Source organism: Bradyrhizobium sp. CAR08, assembly GCF_052871955.1.
In genome coordinates, this window is the sequence record NZ_JBIXJX010000013.1 from 26,348 (window position 1) to 47,532 (window position 21,185).

The 21,185-nt window shown below is 62.8% G+C and carries 18 protein-coding genes and 1 pseudogene; 6 read left to right on the plus strand and 13 right to left on the minus strand.

The window, feature by feature from the left end:
* Positions 1-61: 61 nt before the first annotated feature.
* Together ACIPUD_RS25515 and ACIPUD_RS25520 are read left to right on the plus strand one after the other, a co-directional pair.
* A pseudogene (locus ACIPUD_RS25515) lies at positions 62-373 on the plus strand (DUF3551 domain-containing protein); the annotation flags it as partial.
* 9 nt (positions 374-382) lie between these two features.
* Positions 383-631, plus strand: coding sequence for a DUF3551 domain-containing protein (locus tag ACIPUD_RS25520; protein ID WP_446481846.1), 249 nt, complete (start codon positions 383-385; stop codon positions 629-631).
* Between the two features lie 147 nt (positions 632-778).
* Here the strand turns inward: ACIPUD_RS25520 and map are convergent, their stop codons facing one another.
* Together map and ACIPUD_RS25530 are read right to left on the minus strand one after the other, a co-directional pair.
* The gene (gene map / locus ACIPUD_RS25525; protein ID WP_204511325.1) at positions 779-1,528 is read right to left on the minus strand and encodes a type I methionyl aminopeptidase; all 750 of its coding nucleotides are present in this window, start codon (positions 1,526-1,528) and stop codon (positions 779-781) included.
* A 78-nt stretch (positions 1,529-1,606) separates the two neighbouring features.
* On the minus strand, positions 1,607-4,756 hold the full coding sequence (locus tag ACIPUD_RS25530) for a GAF domain-containing protein (RefSeq protein ID WP_368507983.1): 3,150 nt from the start codon (positions 4,754-4,756) through the stop codon (positions 1,607-1,609).
* A 605-nt stretch (positions 4,757-5,361) separates the two neighbouring features.
* Here ACIPUD_RS25530 and ACIPUD_RS25535 point away from each other — a divergent pair.
* Positions 5,362-6,348, plus strand: coding sequence for a hypothetical protein (locus tag ACIPUD_RS25535; protein WP_247385798.1), 987 nt, complete (start codon positions 5,362-5,364; stop codon positions 6,346-6,348).
* Positions 6,349-6,383: 35 nt separating this feature from the next.
* On the opposite strand, the gene ACIPUD_RS25540 is transcribed toward ACIPUD_RS25535, so the two are convergent.
* Together ACIPUD_RS25540 and ACIPUD_RS25545 are read right to left on the minus strand one after the other, a co-directional pair.
* Complete coding sequence (locus tag ACIPUD_RS25540; RefSeq protein ID WP_247370280.1) at positions 6,384-7,022, minus strand: HD domain-containing protein; 639 nt, start codon at positions 7,020-7,022, stop codon at positions 6,384-6,386.
* A 90-nt stretch (positions 7,023-7,112) separates the two neighbouring features.
* Positions 7,113-7,574 (minus strand): carboxymuconolactone decarboxylase family protein, encoded by a 462-nt coding sequence (locus tag ACIPUD_RS25545; protein WP_085353296.1) that lies wholly within the window; start codon positions 7,572-7,574, stop codon positions 7,113-7,115.
* Positions 7,575-7,711: 137 nt separating this feature from the next.
* Between ACIPUD_RS25545 and pdxR the strand changes: the two genes are divergently transcribed.
* Positions 7,712-9,130, plus strand: coding sequence for a MocR-like pyridoxine biosynthesis transcription factor PdxR (gene pdxR, locus ACIPUD_RS25550; RefSeq protein WP_085384787.1), 1,419 nt, complete (start codon positions 7,712-7,714; stop codon positions 9,128-9,130).
* Between the two features lie 27 nt (positions 9,131-9,157).
* Here the strand turns inward: pdxR and ACIPUD_RS25555 are convergent, their stop codons facing one another.
* Positions 9,158-9,931, minus strand: coding sequence for a helix-turn-helix transcriptional regulator (locus ACIPUD_RS25555; RefSeq protein ID WP_018455054.1), 774 nt, complete (start codon positions 9,929-9,931; stop codon positions 9,158-9,160).
* A gap of 107 nt (positions 9,932-10,038) precedes the next feature.
* Between ACIPUD_RS25555 and ACIPUD_RS25560 the strand changes: the two genes are divergently transcribed.
* Entirely contained in the window at positions 10,039-11,118 is a 1,080-nt protein-coding gene (locus ACIPUD_RS25560; RefSeq protein WP_446481773.1) for a zinc-binding dehydrogenase, read from the plus strand.
* 77 nt (positions 11,119-11,195) lie between these two features.
* Here the strand turns inward: ACIPUD_RS25560 and ACIPUD_RS25565 are convergent, their stop codons facing one another.
* The 8 genes from ACIPUD_RS25565 to ACIPUD_RS25600 form a co-directional block, all read right to left on the minus strand.
* Positions 11,196-11,897, minus strand: coding sequence for an ABC transporter ATP-binding protein (locus ACIPUD_RS25565; protein ID WP_018455056.1), 702 nt, complete (start codon positions 11,895-11,897; stop codon positions 11,196-11,198).
* A gap of 7 nt (positions 11,898-11,904) precedes the next feature.
* Positions 11,905-13,185 carry a lipoprotein-releasing ABC transporter permease subunit gene (locus ACIPUD_RS25570; RefSeq protein WP_007603606.1) on the minus strand — a complete coding sequence of 427 codons (1,281 nt, stop codon included), beginning with the start codon at positions 13,183-13,185 and terminating at the stop codon, positions 11,905-11,907.
* A 90-nt stretch (positions 13,186-13,275) separates the two neighbouring features.
* Positions 13,276-14,595 (minus strand): proline--tRNA ligase, encoded by a 1,320-nt coding sequence (gene proS / locus ACIPUD_RS25575; protein WP_085353302.1) that lies wholly within the window; start codon positions 14,593-14,595, stop codon positions 13,276-13,278.
* A 153-nt stretch (positions 14,596-14,748) separates the two neighbouring features.
* The gene (locus tag ACIPUD_RS25580; protein ID WP_446481774.1) at positions 14,749-16,311 is read right to left on the minus strand and encodes a copper resistance CopC/CopD family protein; all 1,563 of its coding nucleotides are present in this window, start codon (positions 16,309-16,311) and stop codon (positions 14,749-14,751) included.
* Positions 16,311-16,829: a YcnI family copper-binding membrane protein gene (locus tag ACIPUD_RS25585; RefSeq protein ID WP_018455060.1), complete on the minus strand. Its 519-nt coding sequence runs from the start codon at positions 16,827-16,829 to the stop codon at positions 16,311-16,313. Before ACIPUD_RS25585 ends, ACIPUD_RS25580 begins: the two co-directional genes overlap by 1 nt.
* A 32-nt stretch (positions 16,830-16,861) precedes the next feature.
* Positions 16,862-17,380: a copper chaperone PCu(A)C gene (locus ACIPUD_RS25590; protein WP_026232867.1), complete on the minus strand. Its 519-nt coding sequence runs from the start codon at positions 17,378-17,380 to the stop codon at positions 16,862-16,864.
* 122 nt (positions 17,381-17,502) lie between these two features.
* Complete coding sequence (locus ACIPUD_RS25595) at positions 17,503-19,710, minus strand: TonB-dependent receptor family protein (protein WP_446481775.1); 2,208 nt, start codon at positions 19,708-19,710, stop codon at positions 17,503-17,505.
* 84 nt (positions 19,711-19,794) lie between these two features.
* Complete coding sequence (locus ACIPUD_RS25600) at positions 19,795-20,169, minus strand: DUF2946 family protein (protein ID WP_085394838.1); 375 nt, start codon at positions 20,167-20,169, stop codon at positions 19,795-19,797.
* A gap of 476 nt (positions 20,170-20,645) precedes the next feature.
* Between ACIPUD_RS25600 and ACIPUD_RS25605 the strand changes: the two genes are divergently transcribed.
* On the plus strand, positions 20,646-21,050 hold the full coding sequence (locus tag ACIPUD_RS25605; RefSeq protein WP_446481776.1) for a globin: 405 nt from the start codon (positions 20,646-20,648) through the stop codon (positions 21,048-21,050).
* The last annotated feature ends 135 nt before the right edge of the window (positions 21,051-21,185 follow it).

Below are 21,185 nucleotides of genomic sequence, written 5' to 3' on the forward strand. Positions count from 1 at the left end.
GACATACGCAGCATGCGCGCGTAACAACGTCGCGCGCACGTTCGCGTGATTGGAGAATCGAATGCGCAGACGAATTGCTCTCCCCATTGTCGCCACATTTTCGCTCGCCCTCGCCACATTTGGTTTCACGCTTAGCGCAAGCGTGCCTGCGCGCGCGTTCGGGACCCACCATGCCTTCTGCCTCACCGGCGATGAATGGCCGGGGCTGAGCAATTGCACGTTCGACACTTACGCGCAGTGCCAGGCGAGTTCGTCGGGCCGCGCCCTCACCTGCATCGCGAACCCGTATTTCGCAGGCCAGAGCGACGATCCCTACGCGTATCAGAACAGGCCGCGCGCGCAGGTGCCGGGTTATTCGCCCGGTTACTATTTGCGCGCTGAGATGCGTCGCGCTCGCTTCGCGCTCCTCGCGATCGGCCTGCTGCTCGCCGGCGCGCCTGCGCACGCGCAGACCTACGATCCGAGCTATGCGGTCTGCATGCAGATCTACGGTCCCGTCGGCTATTTCGATTGCCGCTACACCTCTCTCGAGCAGTGCAGATTTTTAGCCCTCGGTCGGTCAGCGACGTGCGTGGCGAACCCGTATTTTGCGCAGAAGAAGCCCCCTCGCCACTCGCGGCGCGTCAATTAAATCGGGACTTCGATATGCGGCCCGCCTTGCGTTGAGCTTCCGACGCCACGCTCGGCAATCTGGTCGGCGAGACCGGCGCCGCCGCTGGCTCTGGATGATCGAACCCGTTCGGATGCTGCCCGAGATCCGGTGGCTTGAGGAGCCTCCTTAACCAGCCATCGTAACGATCAACGGTCCGCTTCGCGTGGCGATCACGGTGTGCTCGTATTGAACGGTCGGCGCCTCGGGGCTGCTGTAGAGCGTCCATGGATCATCGCCATCCTCTGCCCATTCCGCGCCAAGGGACAGGAACGGCTCGACGGTGAACACGAGGCCTTCGCTCATGATGCGGCGTTCGGAGCGGTCGGGCCACGTTGCGATCTCCGTCGGCTCCTGGTGGAGCGACAGGCCGACGCCGTGACTGGCAAGGTTCCTGACCAGGCTGTAACCGTTCTTCCGCGCAAAGGTCCCGATGGCCTGACCGATACCGGCAATCGGTTTGCCGGCTCCGACCTGCTGCAGGCCCGTCCACATCGCCCGCCGGCCGTCCCTGCAAAGACGTTCGACCGCGCGGGTTGCGGGTGGAACGGCGAATGAGGCTCCCGTATCCGCAAAGAAGCCGTTCTTCTCGGCTGACACGTCGATGTTCACGAGGTCCCCGCGCGCGATCCGCCGATCGCCGGGGATGCCATGAGCGATCTCCTCGTTCACGCTGATGCAGGTTGCGCCCGGAAAGTCGTAGGCCAGCTCCGGAGCCGAACGTGCACCGGCGGCCTCCAGCAGCGTTCGCCCGATCTGGTCGAGCTCGGAGGTGGACATGCCCGGCTCGAGCGCCTTTCCCATTGCCTCCAGGGTATTGGCGACAATGCGCCCGATCTCCTTCAGGCGCGCGAGGTCGTTGTCATCCGAGATTGTCATGTCATGCTCTTCCGAAAGCCGGGACATAGCCCTTGTGAAGGCAGCTTGCAAACGGAAGAGATCGTTTCCAAAACGCGTTCAGATCTCGTCGAGCAAGGTGCGGACTTTGGCAGCCAGGTCTTCGATAGAGAAGGGCTTGGGAAGCAGATGCTTGCCGGCATCGAGCACGCCATTGTGAACGATTGCATTGCGCGTGTAGCCGGTGGTGAACAGCACTTTCAGCGCCGGGTATCGTTTCGACAGCTCGGCCGCCAGCTCGGCGCCGGTCATGTCGGGCATGACGACATCCGTGAACAGCAGATCTGGAACGAAACCATTTTCGATCGTCCTGATCGCCTCTTTGGCGCTGGCTGCCTCGATGACGTTGTAGCCAAGTTCGCGCAGGCTTTCGGACGAAATGTTGCGGACGCGCTCGTCGTCTTCCACGACGAGAATGGTTTCGTTCTGATGGCTTGCACCGGCGGGTATTTCTTCCTGTGACAGAGCTGAGCCCGCCTCCTCGCCGGCGAAGCGTGGAAGGTAGATCTTCACGGTCGTGCCAACATCGACTTCCGAGTAAATTTTGACATGGCCGCCCGACTGCCGCACGAAACCGTAGACCTGACTGAGGCCGAGACCGGTGCCCCTGCCCACGACCTTGGTCGTGAAAAACGGATCGAACACCTTGCCCAGCACGTCGGCCGGAATTCCCGTGCCGTTGTCCGTCACGGCCACGAGAACGTACTGCCCGGGTGCGAGTGCATACTCGCGAGCATATTTTCGGTCTATCGAGACGTTGCTGGTTTCTACTGTCAGCCTGCCGCCCTTCGGCATGGCATCGCGCGCATTGACCGCGAGGTTGATCATCGCGCTTTCCAGCTGGGCCGGGTCTGCCTTGACCCGCCAGAGGCCAGCCGCCAGCACCGTCTCGAGGCGGATCAGCTCGCCCAGCGAGCGCTCGAGCAACTCGCTCATCCCGCCGACCATCTTGTTGATGTCCACGACCTCAGGCGCGAGCGGCTGTTGGCGCGAGAACGCGAGCAGCCTCTGCGTCAACGTGGCTGCGCGATTTGCACCGTCGATGGCGCCCTCGATGAAGCGGTCTATGCTGACCTCTCCCCTGCCGAGCCGCCGCTTGGCAAGATTCAGGCTGCCGAGAATCACGGCCAGCATATTGTTGAAGTCGTGGGCAATGCCGCCGGTCAACTGCCCGACGGCTTCCATCTTCTGGGATTGCCGCAATTGCTCTTCGGCCTTCATGCGCTCGGCAATTTCGTCGGCAACACGTTGCTCCAATCCGGCGTTGAGCGCCTCGAGCCGGGTCAAGAGCTGGGCGTTGTCGATAGCGGTGGCGGCATGGCCCGCAATACCAAGCAACGCGGACTCCTGCTCGGCTTGGAATTTACCCGTCTCGGCGTGACCGAAGAAAAGTCCGCCGAAAACTTCGCCGGTGCGCGAGATCACAGGGACCGCCAGGTAGGATCGGACCGGAAGATGGCCCTCGGGCATGCCTTTCCGCGGCGCGTTCTTGCCATAGCGGGGGTCCCGCAGGATATCGTCGGACCTCACCACGCCGGAGCCCTCGAAGGTCGGGCCAAAGACGGCTGTGTTACGCGGCATCGGAAAGTTTTCAAACGCGGATCGCGGCGCACCAGACAGCGAATACAGCATGTAGCTGCCGCCATCCGGCGCCAGAACGTTGTAGAAAAAGGCGCCGAATTGAGCACCGGTGAGTCCGACGCCGGCATCCGTCACGATCTGGACGATCTTGTCGAGGTCGCGTTCGCGAGAGACCGAGGCCCCGGTATCATTGAGTATTCTGAGATGACGCTCGGTTTTCTTTTGCGCGGTGATATCCAGAACCGTTCCGATGAACCGAACAGCTTGGCCGTTGGCAAAGATGGCTTGACCGGTCGCGGCGATCCAGCGTTCGACCCCATCCTCGATGCCAATGGTCCGGTATTCCATGTTGTAGTTTGCCGGCGCGTGCGGCGTCAGCGCCGCGGAGACGGCCTCGTGGGCGCGCTGCCTGTCTTCGGGATGAAGGCCCTTCAGGAACGACCCTTCATAGCTGACTTCGGCGTCCGGCGATAAACCGAACACCTCCTTGCAGCGGCTATCCCATCGAAGAACGTTGTTGACCGGGTCGTAGTCCCAGGTGCCGATACCAGCCGCCTTGTTTGCAAGCGTCAGTCGTTCGGCGGCCTCCCGCGCCGCCTGTTCCGATCGGACGCGCTCGATGTGGGCCCACGACCGTTCGGTCACTTCGGTGAGCAAGGCGAGTTCGCGCGGCGTCCACTGGTGCGGGCCCCGGTGATGGATCGCCATCAAGGCGGTGAGTTGCCCTTCTTTGACCAAGGGCATGCAAATCGTCGAACCGATCCCGATGTTCTGGAAAGTGGCGGCTTCCTCAGGCGCAAGCTCCTTCAAATTGTCATTGATGATCAGGGGCCTGCCGGCGCCGAGCTCTCGCACCGCCTTCTTCCCGAAGTCAGCCAGGCTGTAGTGACCAAGGATATGCACCGCGCCCGGCGCCGCCCAATCCCCGCGTATGGTGAAGCCGTCCTGGTCGGGATCCATATCGGCATAGGCACAGCTCGATACCTCGAGATGCTCGCCAAGCATCCTGGTCGTCACCGCCATCACGCCGTCGGCATCGCGGGTCCTGGCCGTCTCCTTGTTGAGTGCGTCCAGGAAAAGCAGCCGGGCTTCGTTCTCCCGCACGGCCGTCTCAGCACGGCGACGCTCAACGGCCGTGCGCGTACGCTCGGCAACATCGCGAATGAGCTCCAGCTCTTCGGGGCTCCATTCGCGCGGCCCGGCATTGTTCAAATACAGCAGCGCCACGACCCCATCGGCCTCCGAGATCGGCATGTTGACGAGCGCACGCGCAGAGATCGCCTCGAGAGCCTCGGCACGATCGCCGACGCGAGGGTCTTTTTCAGCATCGGCACAGATGACGGTCTCGCCCCGCTTGAGATCTTCGATGTAGCTGCCATAGTCGCGGAAGCGCAGCACGCCTGCGAGGCTCAGGATGCCCGGTGCGTTCCAGTCGCGGACAATGGTGATGGTCTCGGCTGAGGTGTCGACCGTGCCATAGCCCGCCCGGCTGACGTTCAGGCTGCGGCCGAGCAGTTCCGCCGCAGCATAGGCGAGATCGTCGGGATTGCTGATCTCTCGGATGAAGTCGCCGAGTGTGGCTAAGACGGAATTGCGATCGGCCGAGCGGATCCCGGTCGCTGTCGTCATTGGTCTTCCCCTGCCACGTTCCTAGCTCCACGAGGAGCTACTGCTTGATCGTCCCGCTGCTGTTCGCTTCGACCACAGGTAGCCCGCCTGACTTTCTGAGTGATGCAGCCGGGTCGCGCAAATTGTCTGCGCGATAACCGCATGATGGCATTTAGGTTCCTGTCGTCACCGTCCCCTCGGGAGATGCTGTTCTGCCTGCTCCCACATCGCCGCCAGATTGCCAATCCAGCCGTCGCGGACAGACCCGTGCGGATGCGCCACCGCAAGTTGTGGCTGCGCGGATCATCGTGTAACATCGATCTCTGCTTTTCACTGCGGGTGGTCCCCGTCGTTTCATGCTCGCCCGTAGTCTGCTTGTCCTGGCCTCGCTGATGCTTCCTGGCGCATTGCACGCCGAAGGGACGCCGGCCGAGAAGACTGGATTTGCATCCAGGCTGACGATCTATCTTGCCAAGGGACCACCAGACGCCTGCGGACCGGGCTGCGACCGCTGGATCGCCATCGAGGGCGATATCGACCAGGACGCTGCGCCGCGCATTCGCCGCTTCCTTGCCGGCGTCAAGGACACGCAGCGTCCGATCTACCTCTATTCACCGGGCGGAAACGTGGAGCAGTCCTATGTCATCGGGCGGTTGTTGCGCAGCCGCAAGGCGATCGGTCGGGTTGGCCGGACCATCGCGACGGCGTGCGCCGCGGGCACGCAGGTGGACGCCGCGTGCCTGAAAATAAAAAATACCGGCGGCGAGGTGGAAGCCGAACTCACCACTTACCATGCGATGTGCAACTCGGCCTGCGGCTACCTGTTTCTCGGAGCGACATCGCGCGAGGTCGCCCCCGACGCCGCGCTGGCGGTCCATAATTCCAGGCTGGTCCTTGCCTTTCACGGGCATCCGCCTCCGGCGGCGGTCGCGGAATACAGGCAGCGCCGGATGGCCAGGGCCGATCGCGATCGCGCTGCGTTCATCGCGGCGATGGGGATCAGCCGCGAGCTAGACGATCTGATCCGGACGGTGAAGTTCGAAAACCTGCACCTGCTGACGCGCGCCGAGCTCTATCGTTTCGGCATCGACACGCGTTCGCTTGCCGAAACGGCGTGGAAACTGGAAAAGGAAGCGCGCCCCTTCGCCCGCAAGTTCGCGATGCTGAAGGAGAACGGCGCTTCGTTCCGGCCTATGGAATGGCGTCTGTCCTGCGAAAGCGGAAAGCGCGTGCCGTTGACATTCGCGCGCGAGATCGACGAGACGGCCGTCGGCAAGACCACCATCCTGGTGACGGCGGACGCCGCTCCGGACAACGCGGCCGGAGGGTCTGCGTTGCGGACCGGAAAATACGAAGTCTGGCGTGGCAGCATCGATCCGGACATGCTCAAGGCGATACTGGCGTCCCGCTCCCTCCATGTCCGCGAAACCACGCTGTTACCCGACGACAAGGCGGACATCACGAAATTCGACATCGACTTGACGGGCCTGACGTCAGTGTGGCCGCAGCTTGCGGCGTCATGCGCGGCGGCGACGCCGGCTCCGAAGAGCCCGTGGCCGGCCATTCAGCAGCCGAACGCCAGCGTAACGCCCCCGGCCGCACCGTCGCCATGAGTCAACGTGGCGAAACTCGAACATCGCGCCGAAGGTCAGCTCCGCCAGGGAGTGTTGCGGATGCGCGTGCATGCGTTCGGCTTGTGAAATGTGGGGTCGTGATCTTCGATGTAATCGAAATTGACAGTCCCGAACGTGGTCTGCGGCTTCTTCAAGGCCGAGCAGGTTTGTACCTGAAGGAATTCGTTCTTGAAATCACCGCGCGGAAATGCGGTGGTCACCTGGTCGCGCTGCTCTGGCGAGTACTCGTCATAGCCAATCCCCACGACGTCGACCAACACACCCGCATTCGTGAGAGCGATGTCCGGCCGCATGTATTGTGGAATTCCGGGCGTCGTATGTAACGCGATCGCCTCCCAAACCAGATCGGCTTTTGGCTCGTCGATGCCGTGCCCCCTCAGAAATTCGCGGGCGGCATCGGCGCCATCAACTTCAAATCGCTTGGTCTGTGTATGGTAATGGTCGACAAGCCCGAGATCATGGAACAGCGCCGCGATGTAGAGCAGCTCGGAATCGAATTTCAGATTTTGCCGATGTCCCTTGATCGCGCCGAACACAAAGACGCGGACCGAGTGGTTGAACAACATGTCGTTTTCGTACTGGCGCACCAGCTCGGCGGCCTCCCGTGCGATCTTGCTGTCGGGAATCTTCACGCCGGAAATTGCGATGGTCATTTCAAGCTCCTGCCTTGAATCGCCGATATCTCAGGACATGCCGTCGCAGTCGATGGCATGTGTTTACCCTCTTGCCGTCCGGCACCGGGGTCAGGCTGCCATCTCTTTCGCGGCCTGTGGCGTATTTCGGAAGCTGATTGCCATGCGATTGTACGCATTCATCAGGCCGATCGCGATGGTGAGATCGACGAGCTCGCGCTCCTCGAAGACGGCGCGGGCAGCCTCGTAAGCTTGATCCGGGATGCCGGTGTCGGCCACACGGGTCACCGTTTCAGCCCATGCGAGGGCGGCACGCTCCCGCTCGTCGAAGAGATGACCGCCTTCCGCCCAGGCCTGCACCAGCGCGATCTTTTCGATCTTCTGTCCGCTCTTCAGCAGATCGCGCGTGTGCATGTCGAGGCAGTAGGCGCAATTGTTGATCTGCGAAATGCGCAGATAAACCAGAGTGACGAGCGTTGCAGGAAGATTGCTCTGCATGACATAGCCGTAAACGCCGCCGAGCGCTTTCATGCCTGCGGGTGCAATGCGGTCGTAGTCGAGACGCTTAGCCATTTTCATACTCCATGATCGGTTCTGTTCGGCGGCTGTCGCCATGTACTTCCGCCATGTACTTCCCTGCCCGATAAATGGCCCCGCCCTGGTCTACAAAAAAGCACCAAGAATGGACGAAAATCGTGTACCACGGGGGCATGGTCAAACCGCTGCAGCTGGAGCTCGATCGATCTGCGAAGACGCCATTGGCAGAACAAATCCGCAGAGGTATCGGAGCTGCCATCGAGAGCGGCGTGCTGGCTCCGGGAGCTCGTCTGCCCTCATGGCAGGATTTGGCGGCTCAGCTGGGCGTGGCGCGCGGCACCGTGCGATCGGCCTACGAAAAACTTTCCTCTGCGCAACTGATCGTCGCGTCGCGCGCGACCGGAACGCGTGTTGCGGATCGACCCGCCTTTACCCCTCGGCAGGAAGCCGCTCCCCACCCCGGCTCGTTCATGGAGATGTACCAGGAGCTCACTGCGGGACCGGCCGTTTTCCAAATGGGTGTGCCCGCTCACGAGACCTTTCCCGCCAAGCTCTTCTCGAGGATGCGCACGCGGGCGGTGCGCGCGGAAACCAGCGCACCGGCCATTTATCGGGATCCCCGCGGCGAGCTGGAATTGAGGCGCGACATTGCGGCATATCTCGCGCTGGCGCGGGGGATCGAATGTGCACCGTCGCAGATCATCATCACCGGCGGCTTCAGCAGCGGCCTCGGACTGGCACTGCGGGTTCTCGGCCTCGAGCAGAAGAAGGTCTGGATGGAGGACCCGGGCTTCCCCTTCACAAGACACGGCCTTGAGCTTGCAAGGTTGTCGATCAGGCCGATCCCGGTTGATGTAGACGGCATTGACGTCCGTTACGGCCTGAAACACGCTCCTGATGCTGCGTTGGTGGTCGTGACGCCAGGACAGCAGGCACCGCTTGGCTCCACCTTGTCGCTGGCAAGACGTTCATGTCTTCTCGACTGGGCAGCCCAGGAAGGGGTGTGGGTGATCGAGGACGACTATCTGAGCGAGCTTCAGCTGAGAGGGCGGGCCACACCGGCGCTCGCCTCTCTCGATCGTTTCGGGCGCGTGATTCACATCGGGTCGTTCAGCAAGACCCTGACTCCTGCCTTGCGGCTGGGCTTCGTCGTTGCACCCGCCTCTCTGGCATCCCGTTTTGCCGAGGTAGCGGCATGCCTCGCTCCGGCGCCCGGGCCCTCCGTACAGCTCGCAACCGCCGAATTCATCCGCGACGGCCACTATCTGCGGCATCTTCGACGCACGAAGCGGGCCTATGCCGCGCAAGGCGATGCGCTGCTGAAATATTTGAAGGCACGCGCCAAGGACGTTGCGAAGGACGTTGCGATCGCCGGATTGGCCGCGGTCCTGAGACTGCCGGACGGAACCTCCGACGTCGCGATCGCGAGGGAAGCAGCATCGTTTGGGTTGGCGCCCACGCCCCTGTCGCTATGGCATGCGTCCGCGGCCTCGGCGCGATCCGGCCTGTTGCTGGGCGTCGCCACATCTCCCCACAAGAGGATCGAGGCGTCCTGCGATCGGCTCCTTCAGATCATCGACCGTCATACGTGACGAGCTTCGACCCCATGTTTCCGCAATCTACACCGGCGTGTAGATCACGAGCTTCAGCGCCGGATCGTCATTGGCCTGAAAGCTCGTGTGCTCGAACCGGAGCACGCCCTTGGTCGGATGGTTCATGATCTTGAGGCCCGCGGCAGTGCTGCGGATCTCGTGCGCCTCCCACCATTTGACGAATTCCGGACTGCCCTGGCGCAGCCGCGTCAGCAATTCCGTAAAGGCGGGATCGCCGGCCCAGACGTCGTGAGTGGCGCGAAACATCGCGACCATGCTCTTGGCGATGTCAGCCCAGCCGGCACCGTAGAATTTTCGCGTCTGCTTGTTCGTCATGACCAGCAGCAGCGTGTTGCGGTCCTGCTCGGGCAATTGTCCGAACCCGAAGATCTCCTCGGCCGCCGCGTTCCAGGCCAGCACGTCCCAGCGCCGCCCCGTGACATAGGCCGGCTGCGCCAGGCTCTCGATCATCCGCCGAACGGGGGGCGGCACGATCTCGCGCGTGAACGCGCGCCTATCGCCGTCGCGCGCAAGTGCCTTGAGATGGGCGTGCTCGGTCTTGCTGAGGCGCAACGCTCGCGCCAGCGCATCCACGGTGGTGACCGAGGGGCTGACGGTGCGGCCCTGCTCGAGGCGGATGTACCAGTCGACGCCGATACCGGCGAGCTGCGCCACCTCTTCGCGGCGCAGGCCCGCCGTGCGACGCCGCCGGCCCGCGGGAAGCCCGACCGTCTTCGGCGACAGCTTTTCGCGGCGGGACCTGAGGAAGTCGCCGAATTCGACGCGGCGTGGGTCGGCCATGGTGACGTGCCTCGATGGAGGGCTTGGGGAATACTAGGATAATACCAGGCCTTCCTGGGCCTGGAAAGGCGGCGCATATGGGCTTCAACCCACTTTGAGGTGAGATCATGAAAGCTGCCGTATTGAAATCATTTGGATCGCCGCTTGCGATTGAGGAAGCCGCGGACCCTGTGCTCGGCACGGGCGAGGTCATCGTGGACGTCATCGCAACGCGGGTGCTGTCCTACATGAACGAGGTCTTCAGCGGGGCACGCAACTATGCCTTCGACCTGCCGATCATCCCGGGGCCAGGCGGCATCGGCCGGGTGCGCGCCATCGGCCCGGACGCAACCAAGCTCAGCGTTGGCGACTGGGTGTTCTGCGACCCGACGGTGCGCTCGCGCGACGACGCCGCAGCGCCCGACATTGCCCTGCAAGGACTCACTGCCCCCGGTGCCGGCGCCATGCGCCTGCAACAGCATTTTCGCCATGGCTCGTTCGCCGAGCAGATGCGGGTGCCGACGGAGAACGTCAAACGGCTTGGCACGATCGCGTCGGAGGACGCCACGCGATGGTGCGCGCTGGGGACGCTGCTGGTGCCCTATGGCGGCTTTCTCGCCGCCAGCCTTCAGCCCGGCGAGACCGTGCTGGTGAGCGGGGCCACCGGCAATTTCGGCAGCGCAGCCGTCTCGGTCGCGCTCGCGATGGGCGCGGCCTGCGTGGTCGCGCCCGGCCGCAACGACAAGATCTTGGCCGACCTCGTCCGCCGTTTCGGCGATCGCGTGAAGCCGGTCAAACTCTCCGGCAACGAGGATGACGACCGCGAGAGCATGAAGCGTGCGGCGCCCGGGCCGATCGACTGCGTGCTCGACATCATGCCGCCCTCGGTGAGCACGAATGTGGTGCGCGCGGCGATCATGACGGTGCGCCCCAATGGCCGCGTCGTGCTGATGGGTGGCGTCGGCATGGCCGGCGGCGCTGGCCTCGAGCTGCCCTACCCCTGGATCATGCGCAACTGCATCAGCATCCACGGCGTCTGGATGTATCCGCCGGATGCGGCAAGCCGCCTGATCGCGCTGGTGCGCGCGGGACTGCTGAGGCTGGAGGAGTACGAGGCCACGGCCTTCGACCTCGACCACGCCAATGAGGCGGTAGCCCATGCCGCAGCCAATGGCGGGCCGTTCAAATTGACGGTGATCCGGCCTTGAACCTCCCGGGAGCACCATTTTTTTCGTCAGTGCGCCCAAGCACTTGGCTACTGTGCATGGGGTTGTTTTCGCGGTTTTTACTCGAGCTCGACCACCTGGCCGTTCGACAGCGACACGCGGCGGTCCATCCGGCCGGCGAGCTCCATGTTGTGGGTCGCGATTAGCATCGAGACCTTGGTCGCCTTGACGAGCTGCATCAGGGCCTGGAAGACGTGGTCAGCGGTGTGCGGATCGAGATTGCCGGTCGGCTCGTCCGCAAACAGCACCCGCGGAGCATTGGCCACCGCGCGCGCGATTGCAACGCGCTGCTGCTCGCCGCCCGACAGCTCGGACGGACGGTGCGTGATGCGCTCGCCGAGGCCGAGATAGCCAAGGATCTCCTTGGCGCGCTTGACGCTCTCGGATTTCTTGAGGCCGCGGATCATCTGCGGCAGCATGACGTTCTCCAGCGCCGAGAACTCCGGCAACAGCCGGTGGGACTGGTAGACGAAGCCGATATCGGTGCGGCGAAGCTGGGTGCGCTCGATGTCGGGCAGTTGCGAGGTCGGCGCGCCATTGACGTAGACCTCGCCGGAATCGGGCGCTTCCAACAGACCCGCAATGTGCAGCAGCGTCGACTTGCCCGAGCCTGACGGCGCCACCAGCGCGACGGACTGGCCCGCCCACAGCGCGAGCTTGGCGCCGTCGAGGATCGTCAGCGGCACCTCGCCCTGCAAGTACTGTCGCTTTATCTCGTGGAGATAAATGACCGGTACATCTTCCGCCCCCTGCTGCTCCATCAGCCCCTCACTCGTACCGCAGCGCTTCGACGGGATCGAGGCGCGCGGCGCGCCAGGACGGATACAGCGTCGCCAGGAACGACAGCGTCAGCGCCATGATCACGACGGCCGAGGTCTCGCCGATGTCGATCTCGGCGGGCAGCTTCGACAGGAAATATAGCTCTGGCGAAAACAGTTCGGTGCTGGTCAGCCAGGACAGGAATTGCCTGATCGATTCGATGTTCAGGCAGATCACCAGCCCGACGATGAAGCCGACCATCGTACCGACCACGCCGATCGAGGCGCCCGTGATCAGGAAGATGCGCATGATCGAGCCTTGCGAGGCCCCCATGGTCCGCAGGATCGCGATGTCGCTGCCCTTGTCCTTCACCAGCATGATCAGGCCGGAAACGATGTTGAGCGCGGCGACCAGCACGATCATGGTGAGGATCAGGAACATCACGTTGCGTTCGACCTGGAGCGCGTTGAAGAAGGTCGAGTTGCGCTGCCGCCAGTCCACCAGAAACACCGGCCGGCCCGCCGCCTCCGTCACGGCCTGGCGGAACGCGACGATCTGATCCGGATTGGTGGTGAAGACCTCGATCGAGGTGACGTCGTTGCTGCGGTTGAAATAGGCCTGCGCCTCCGCGAGCGGCATGAACACGAAGCCGAGATCATACTCGGACATGCCGATCTCGAACACCGCGGCGATCTTGTACGGCTTGATGCGCGGTGTCGTGCCCATCGGCGTGACCGCGCCCTTAGGCGCCACCAGCGTGATGCTGTCGCCGGCGTGCAGCGACAGCTGGTCAGCGAGGCGCCGGCCGATCGCGACCCCCTGCCCGTCATCGAAGCCCTCGAGCGAGCCCTGCTTGATGTTCTTGGCGATCGAGGTGAGGTTGTTGAGGTCGTCGGAGCGGATGCCGCGCACCAGGACGCCGGAGGCGTTCCACGGCGATGACGCCAGCGCCTGGCCATCCACCACGGGCGCTGCGAGCCGAATGCCCTGGACCTGACTGAGGCGGTCGGCGACGTCCTTCCAGTCGGTCAGCGGCGATTCCAGCGGCTGGACCAGGATGTGGCCGTTGAGCCCGAGGATCTTGTCGAGCAACTCCTTGCGGAAGCCGTTCATGACGGCCATGACGATGATCAGCGTCGCCACGCCCAGCATGATCCCGAGGAAGGAGAACCCGGCGATGACCGAGATGAATCCCTCCTTGCGGCGCGCCCGTAAGTAACGCGCCGACAGCATCCACTCGAATGGCGCAAAAGGCGCGGTTTGAACAGTTTCGGTCATGGTCTCATCCATCGCTCGATAGTCCCATGATTCGGGGTCAAATGTGGCCGGATTGGCGGCCGCGATCTCGGGCGATGAACAATATTCAGCCGACCAGCCTTATCAGCCCACAAGTCTTGCGACCGCGTCCGCAGGCGACATGATCTCGCGGGCGCCGTCACTTCGCCGCTTGAGCTCGACGTTGCCGTCGGCGAGCCCTTTCGGCCCGATCATGATCTGCCACGGAATGCCGATCAGGTCGGCGGCGGCGAATTTGGCTCCGGCGCGCTGGTCGGTGTCGTCGTAGAGCACGTCGACGCACTTGGCGGACAGCTCCGCATAGAGCTTCTCGCAGGCCGCATCGACCGCGGCATCGCCCTGCTTGAGGTTGAGAATCGACACGCGGAACGGGGCAACGGCCTCCGGCCATTTGATGCCGGCATCGTCATGGCAGGCCTCGATAATGGCGCCGAGCAGGCGCGAGACGCCGACGCCGTAGGAGCCGCCGTGGATCGGCACGTCGACACCGTCGGGGCCTGCCACCAGCGCCTTCATCGCCTCGGAATACTTCGTGCCGAAATAGAAGATCTGCCCGACCTCGATACCGCGGGTGTTCACCCGCTTGTCCGCGGGCACTTCCTGCTCGAAGCGCGCGGCGTCGTGAACGTCTTCCGTCGCCGCATAGACCGAGGTCCATTGCTTGATGATCGGCGTCAAATCGCTCTCATAGTCGACGTCCTCGCCCGGCACCGGCAGGTCCAGCACGTCGCGATTGATGAACACGCCGGATTCGCCGGTCTCGGCCAGCACAATGAACTCATGACTGAGATCGCCGCCGATCGGGCCGGTCTCGGCGCGCATCGGGATCGCCTTCAGCCCCATCCGCGCGAAGGTGCGCAAATACGCGACGAACATCTTGTTGTAGGCGACGCGCGCCGCGGCCTCGTTGAGGTCGAATGAATAGGCGTCCTTCATCAGGAACTCGCGGCCGCGCATCACGCCGAAGCGCGGACGCTGCTCGTCGCGGAATTTCCATTGAATATGATAGAGATTCAGCGGCAGGCTCTTGTAGGACTTCACATAGGCGCGGAAGATCTCGGTGATCATTTCCTCGTTGGTCGGGCCATACAGCAGCTCACGCTTGTGCCGGTCGGCGATGCGCAGCATCTCGGGGCCATAGGCATCGTAGCGGCCGCTCTCGCGCCAGAGGTCGGCAAGCTGCAGCGTCGGCATCAACAGTTCCAGCGCGCCAGAGCGGTCCTGCTCCTCGCGCACGATCTGCTCGATCTTCTTGAGCACGCGGAAACCGAGCGGCAGCCAGGCATAGATGCCGGCGGCCTCCTGCCGGATCATGCCGGCACGCAGCATCAGCCGATGCGAGACGATCTCCGCCTCTTTCGGATTTTCCTTCAGAATGGGCAGAAAGAACCGCGACAACCGCATGGCAATACTCGAGGAATCAGTGATGACTCGCAGTGAAACCGGATTGGGAGCCAAAACACAAGACCGGGAATGAGGAAAACCCGCTAACACAGCGGAATTCCTGTCATTTTTCCGTCGACTTCAGATTCGACGTGATGTGCCGAAGAGCCCGATTCAGGGCGCCGCCACCTCAAGCTCGTCCTCCAGCGTGATCTTCTCGAAATCGCTCACCAGCGCGTCGATCCGCACATGCCAGCGGCCCGCAAAGGGCAGCTCGACCTTGCGCACGTGCCAGTAGCGGTCCGGCCCGAGCGAGGCGTTCCGCTCCATCGGCTCGATGCCGCGTTCGGGCAGGCTCAGCGTCAGCGTCACCTCCTTGGCCTCGAGAACCGCCCCCTCGCCAGTGATGAGCTGCAGCACGAAGTCGTCGACACCCGCCTTACCCGGCGAGACCAGGACCTGAAACATCGCCCTGTCGGTGTGGATGTGGATCGCCAGCGGCGTCTCCGGAACGATCGTTCGCGGCGGCGGCGTGAAGCGCCAGCCGGCAACGACGGCGAAGATGCCTAGCGCGATGGCGCATTCGATCACGATCGAGCGCTTCAGGGCCGGCGCAGCCTTGTGATCTCCCGCCAGCGCCGGGGTCAGGCGGAAGCGGTTGAGCGCGGCAAGCGCCAACAGCACGAGGACCAGCGCGAGCTTGATCGAGAGGATGAGCCCGTAGCGGGTCTCGACCAATGCAGACGGATTCTCAAGCTGGACGATGGCGAGCGCGAGGCCGGTCAATGCGAGAACACCAACGACCGGCGCGGCGAGGCGAGAAAAGCGGTTCACGACAGGCAATGCCACGGCGGGCCGCTTCGATAACAGGGCGACCAGCGGTGCGAGGGCTCCAATCCAGAAGGCAACACCAAGACCATGGAGAAAGATCGCCGGCCGGGTCAACAGTTCGGGCGGTGCCGTAGCGGCGTGCCCGGTCATTGCCAGCGACAAGCCGACGCCGACGAAGGCAATAATGGCCAGAGCGCGCGCGCACCACGCGCTGCCTAGCGCCAGCAATGCGAACAGCATTGCAGCGACGGCCACGAGCAAGGCGGGGCCCGCGCTGGTCCCGAATGCCACTTTCCAGGGAGCCATCGTCGCGAGAGCCGACAACGGTAGCCCGAGGAGATCCAGCCCCAACACACCAAGGGACGCCACCGCGCTCGGGACGCCGATGGCAAGCGCCACGCACGGAATGGTTATGCCGGTCATCGACCACGCAACCCAGCGTGCAAAGAAAACGCCGCCGACGCCGACGAACAGGCCAAGATAGAGACCGACCCGCGCCAGCCAGATCAGCACGTTCAATCCGCGATCGGCGTTTGCGGGAGGTTGCGTCCCCGTCGGCGTGCCGATAGAGAAGATCACCGATCCCGTAACGGGATGGCCGTCCTGCGAGATCACGCGATAGCTGACGACCGCCGTGCCCTGCGGCATGTCCATCGGCATCGCGACCGAGATGGTCTCGCCCGATGCGTTGACGCGCACATCATCCCGCGCCCTGCCCGCGCCGTCGATCAGCCGGATCGCGCCCGGCGTCACTGTCTCATTGAAGCGCAACTCCACCGCCTTCGGCGCGCTCGCGAGCATGCTGCCGCTCGCCGGCTCGACCGCGACGAGCGCCGCGTGCGCCGAGGCGCCGGTCGCGAAGCCGACAACGAGAAGCAGCGTCGCCAGCGCGGCGAGCAGGCGCATCAGGGTTTTGGCAGAAGTTTTACGCCCGGCGCCGGTGACTTGCCCTCGTGCGAATGCCCTGCCCCCTCCGCGGGGATCTCGATCCAGCGGCTGACGCCGGTCTCGCATTCCTGGACGACGGGGAAGTACAGGATTGTGTTCGGTTTGAGCGTGTCGGTCAGGGCCGTGTGCATGACGAACTCGTCATAGTTCTTGTCCGGCAGCTTACCGCCGGACCAGGTCACCTCCTTGACGCCGGACGAAAGCTTGTTGCCGTGATAGTCGTATTCGCTGGCATATTTGCCCTCGACCACGTCAACACTCCAGCCCGCCTTCGGCATCGGTTTCACCGCGATCACGCCTTCCGGGATCTGCACCCGGATTTTCACCGTGGGCGAGCCGGCGCAACCGTGCGGGACAGCGAAGACGGCCTTGTACGATCCCCCCACGGTTGCCTGCTTGCCTTCGAGGAAGACGTGCGCAGTCGCTGGCGTTGCCGCAAATACGCTCAGAACAATCAGCCAGGTTCGCTTCGACATATTGGATCTCCCAAAGGTCCAGATCATGCTCGTCACATCTTCATTCCAGAATGATCAGGCATTTTCTTCATCATGTGCCCACTGTCGCCGGGCGCCTGCGCGCCGACGCCCTGGACGTCGAGGGAAACGGCGACCTTGCCGGCCTTCTCGAACTGAAGCGTCACTGGCACCTTGTCGCCCTGCTTGAAGGGGCCCTTCAGCTCCTGGAGCATGAGGTGGTAGCCGCCGGGGGCGAACTTCACCGTCTTGCCGGGATCGATCACCAGGCCCTTGTCGAGCAGGCGCATCTTCATCACGCCGTTCTCCATCGCCATCTCGTGAACCTCGGCCTTCCCCGCGATATCCGCGGAAACGCTGACCAGCTTGTCGGCCACTGTGCCCTTGTTCTCGATGGTGAGATAGCCGCCGGCGACCTTGGCGCCGCCCGGCGTCGCCCGGCTCCACGGTTGCGAGATGACGAGATCGCCGGCCTTGATGTCCTCGGCCTGCGCGACGGCACAGGCGGTCAGCAACACTGAAATCGCAAGGAGAGTTCGTCCGATATTCTTCATGTTGATTGCCTCTTTCTCGATTGATCGGGCCAAGAATGGCCCTGCATTCTTGCGATCACTTTCCGCCGCCGTCAGCATCGGCATTCGGAATGCGGGCCTGCCGCGGAGCCGAGCATAGAGCGTCACCATCGATACCTCATTCCAGCGTATACTGCTCTTCCAGTACCCGGCTCAAACAATGCTGACGTCGCCGTCGCTCGATCGATGATGCTGGCGCTGGCTATGTAGGTCTTGTTGGTGAGATTGCGCCCCTCGATGTAGGCAGACATCGGGCCGCCATTGTCGAATCCGGCTTTCAATCCCAACAGGGCGTAAGGCTCTGTCGTCAGCGTGTTCATGCTGTCGACGAAGTAGGCCTGTGGCACCCATTCTACGTTGGGTCCAACATAGAAACCGGTAGGGTGCTTGTAGAGAAGCTCCGTGCGCAAATAGTGAGTTGGGGCTCCCGGCAATCGATTGTTTCCGAAGATCGGATCTTTGTCGAAGCGGAAGTCGTTGAAGGAATAGGCGACATTTAGCCAGATCTTGTCCGGCGCCGGGCCATTGACGAAGATGTCACGAAAGATGGCTGCGCCCGCGCCGGCCTCGACGCCCTGATGGATGGTGCGGTCGGCATTGGTCACATTGCAATTGCCGAAAGCACTATAGAGGCATTGCAATTCGTCGCGAATGTTGGCCCGGTAGGCCGTCAGTTCCCAGGCATAATCAGATCGCTTCATGCGAGTCCCGATTTCGTACGTGGTCGCAATCTGCGGGCGGATGCTGGTGAACGGGATCGTCGGAATGCCGAGACCGATCGCGCTTTCGCCGAAGCTCGGCACCTCGGCACTCCGCGAGACATTGGCGAAGGCCTGCCAAGCCGGATCGATTTGCCACAACAGACCGCTTTTCGGCGACCAGAGATTAAAGCGCGTCGCCCCCGATTGATCCCCGTCGCTGAGGAAACGATCCTGCCGATTACGGGTCGCGTACAGAAATTGCGTGCCGCCGATCAATGCAAGATTTGGAAGGACGTAGAAGCTGTCTTCGATATAGGCGGAGGTGTTCTCCGACCGATCGATCGAGGAAGAAAGCAGAGCGCCCTTCCTCCCGCCGATGTTGGCGAACTGCTGGTTGTCGATGCTGCCGTTCAGCACCTGGACGCCCGCGACCAACCTGTTGCGGAAGCCGCCAATGGTGCGGTCATCCGTGATCTTCGCGAATCCGCCGTAGTCCTTGTAACGGTAGTCCAGCCACTGGAAAATCGGATGCATCAAATGCCGATCGACGCCAAAGGCGCCGAATTCGACTTTGGTGTCATCGAAACGAACGGTGGTTTTGTTGGCGAGCCTGACAGTGTCGATATTGCGCTGCTGATCCATCGCAACATTCGCCGGTGCAGCAGCTTCCGGATCGGTCAAAGCGGACGTCTTGGTCACGGTACCCGGAATTCGCTGCCGCACCTCGTTGGCATTGAGGTAGAACCGTGTCTCGACATCCGCGGAGAACTGATAGCCCACATTACCGCTCAAACGGTTGCTCGAGCCGAAGCTGTGATCGCGAAATCCGTCTGCGGCCTGCGCGGAAGCGGTCACGAAACCATCCCACCGCCCGTTGACGCCTCCCGCGTTCGCCTGAAGTCGTTTGTAGCCGAATCCTCCGACATCGAAGGATACACCGTTCGGAAACGAGTCGCGGCCAGTCGGGGTCACAAAGTTGATCGCGCCCCCCAGCGAATTGGCGCCAAACTGAAGCGCATTGCCGCCCTTGAAGACTTCGACATATTTGTAGGCGCTCGGATCAATCTCCTGGAAATCGCCATAGCCATCCGCGGTGTTGATCGGAATGCCGTCCATATAGAGCTGCACGCCGCGCAGATGAAAATTGCGCGACAGGCCGGATCCGCGAATCGAAAGACGGGTGTCGTCGCCCCATTTGGGCTGGGCGTACACGCCGGGCACGTAATCCAGAACATCCTTGATCGTGTTGGACGGCGTCGAGTTCCTGTAGGCATCGGCCGAGACGAGCGCCACGCCGCCCGGAGTCTGGTCAATTTCCGCCAGCGCTTGTTGAGCAGTCAGAACCGTCAGGGCACCCGGAGCCCCTGCACTCTGGTCGCTCACGGTTTCCTGCGGTGATGGGGTCGTTCGCAGGCTTCGGGTGATGCGGGCCGATCGCGCAGAATTGCGTGGCGGTCGGACCGCCGGCGTACGCTTCTGGTGAGGCGCCTCAACCGTGATCGGCGGCAGCACTGCGCTGCTGTCTTGGGCAAAGGCTCCGCTCGACGACGCAAGCAGCGCGGCCTGAATGGCAACGACGCTCACGCCAAGGCGGGCATGACAACGTAACATGGGGCATTCCTGACGCCGGGCTTTCTCTCCGGCCATTCGACAGCATCAATCGCCTGCGGCGGACCGCGGCGATCACGAGAGTCGTCAGGAAAATTGAGGCGGGGCGCGCGCCTGGGCGTTTGTACCCTTATGGGCCGCGCCGGCGAATGCCTCCGCCGCGTGCCACACCACGCGCTGGGCGTGGCGCAAGGGAACGGAGAGTGCGGCGTGCGGCGGCGAATCGGGCGACGCGCCCACCTGCGCCAGGCAACAGAGGGCACACGTACCGGCATGTGCGACCGGCGTACCCGCCGGATCGTTCAGCCCGCCTTGCTCGCCTGCGCTGTGGCAGATGACGGCGGCGGACAGCGGATCGGCCACGGCCTGGCCGGCCGCCAGACAGGCGGCAATCGGCGCCAGCACCTGCATAACTAGGGCAAGCAGGACCAGAGGTAGGAATTTTTGCAGCCGTGCGCGCATCCGCCGAACCGTTTGTTCGTCTACTAACTAAACACCGGCGGATGGCCAAGTCGAGCCCGGTTCCGCCGCCTTCTTGGTCCCGCGCAAATTCCCCGGAAACTGTGGTCCGGCCGGCCCAAGGGAGGGGACCTCCGGGATTTGAGGCAGTCGAGACCTGGCCCATCCACAGATTTCTTATATTTGTCATACACTTATGCGGCCGGCCGTCCGATCATTTCGTCAATTGCTCGAATTTTGAACATTCGTTGCCGAAAATGATGACAAGTGAGAAAAGTTGATCTAGCATCCTTTTGCTCAGGCTGGCCGCGAGGTCGAAGTCTGGTGGTCCAAGTCTCGGGAGGAGCCCCTGACGCGCAAAATGCAGCGTCGCCCCGCCAATCAAGATCAAATCTTAGAATCGGGGATAATAGGGTCGACACAATTTTCGAGCGGGGCTAGGGCCCCGCTCTTTTTTTGTCTGCGGGGCTAAAGCACCGATGAATGCTCCTCCCAATCCGATCGAACAGAGCTTTGAACTTGCAGCCTCGCGCTGCACCGATCTCACGCCACACGTCTATCAACGGCTGTTCGAACAGCATCCCGAAACGCGGGCGATGTTCCGCACCCAAGGCAGCGAACTCGTGATGGGATCGATGCTGGCTCTCACGATCGAGGCCATTCTCGACTTCGCCGGTGATCGCCGCGGGCAATTCCGGCTGATCACATGCGAGGTCGTATCGCACGATGGCTACGGCACGCCGCGCGAGCTGTTCATCGCCTTCTTCACCGTCATCAGGGATACGCTGCGCGATCTTCTCCGCGATGAATGGTCGCCGGACATGGCGCAGGCATGGGACCGATTGCTCATCGAGATCGACGCGTTCGCCGGCGCCCCGGCCTGACGCTTTGCGCTGCACCAACACGGGCTCGCGGCGACCCCGCCGTTGATTGCGGATTGAGTGGTACCAACTCTTGTGAGACACTTTCGAACATCGGTCGCGCAATCAATGACGCGCCGAGATAGAATTGTATGGGAG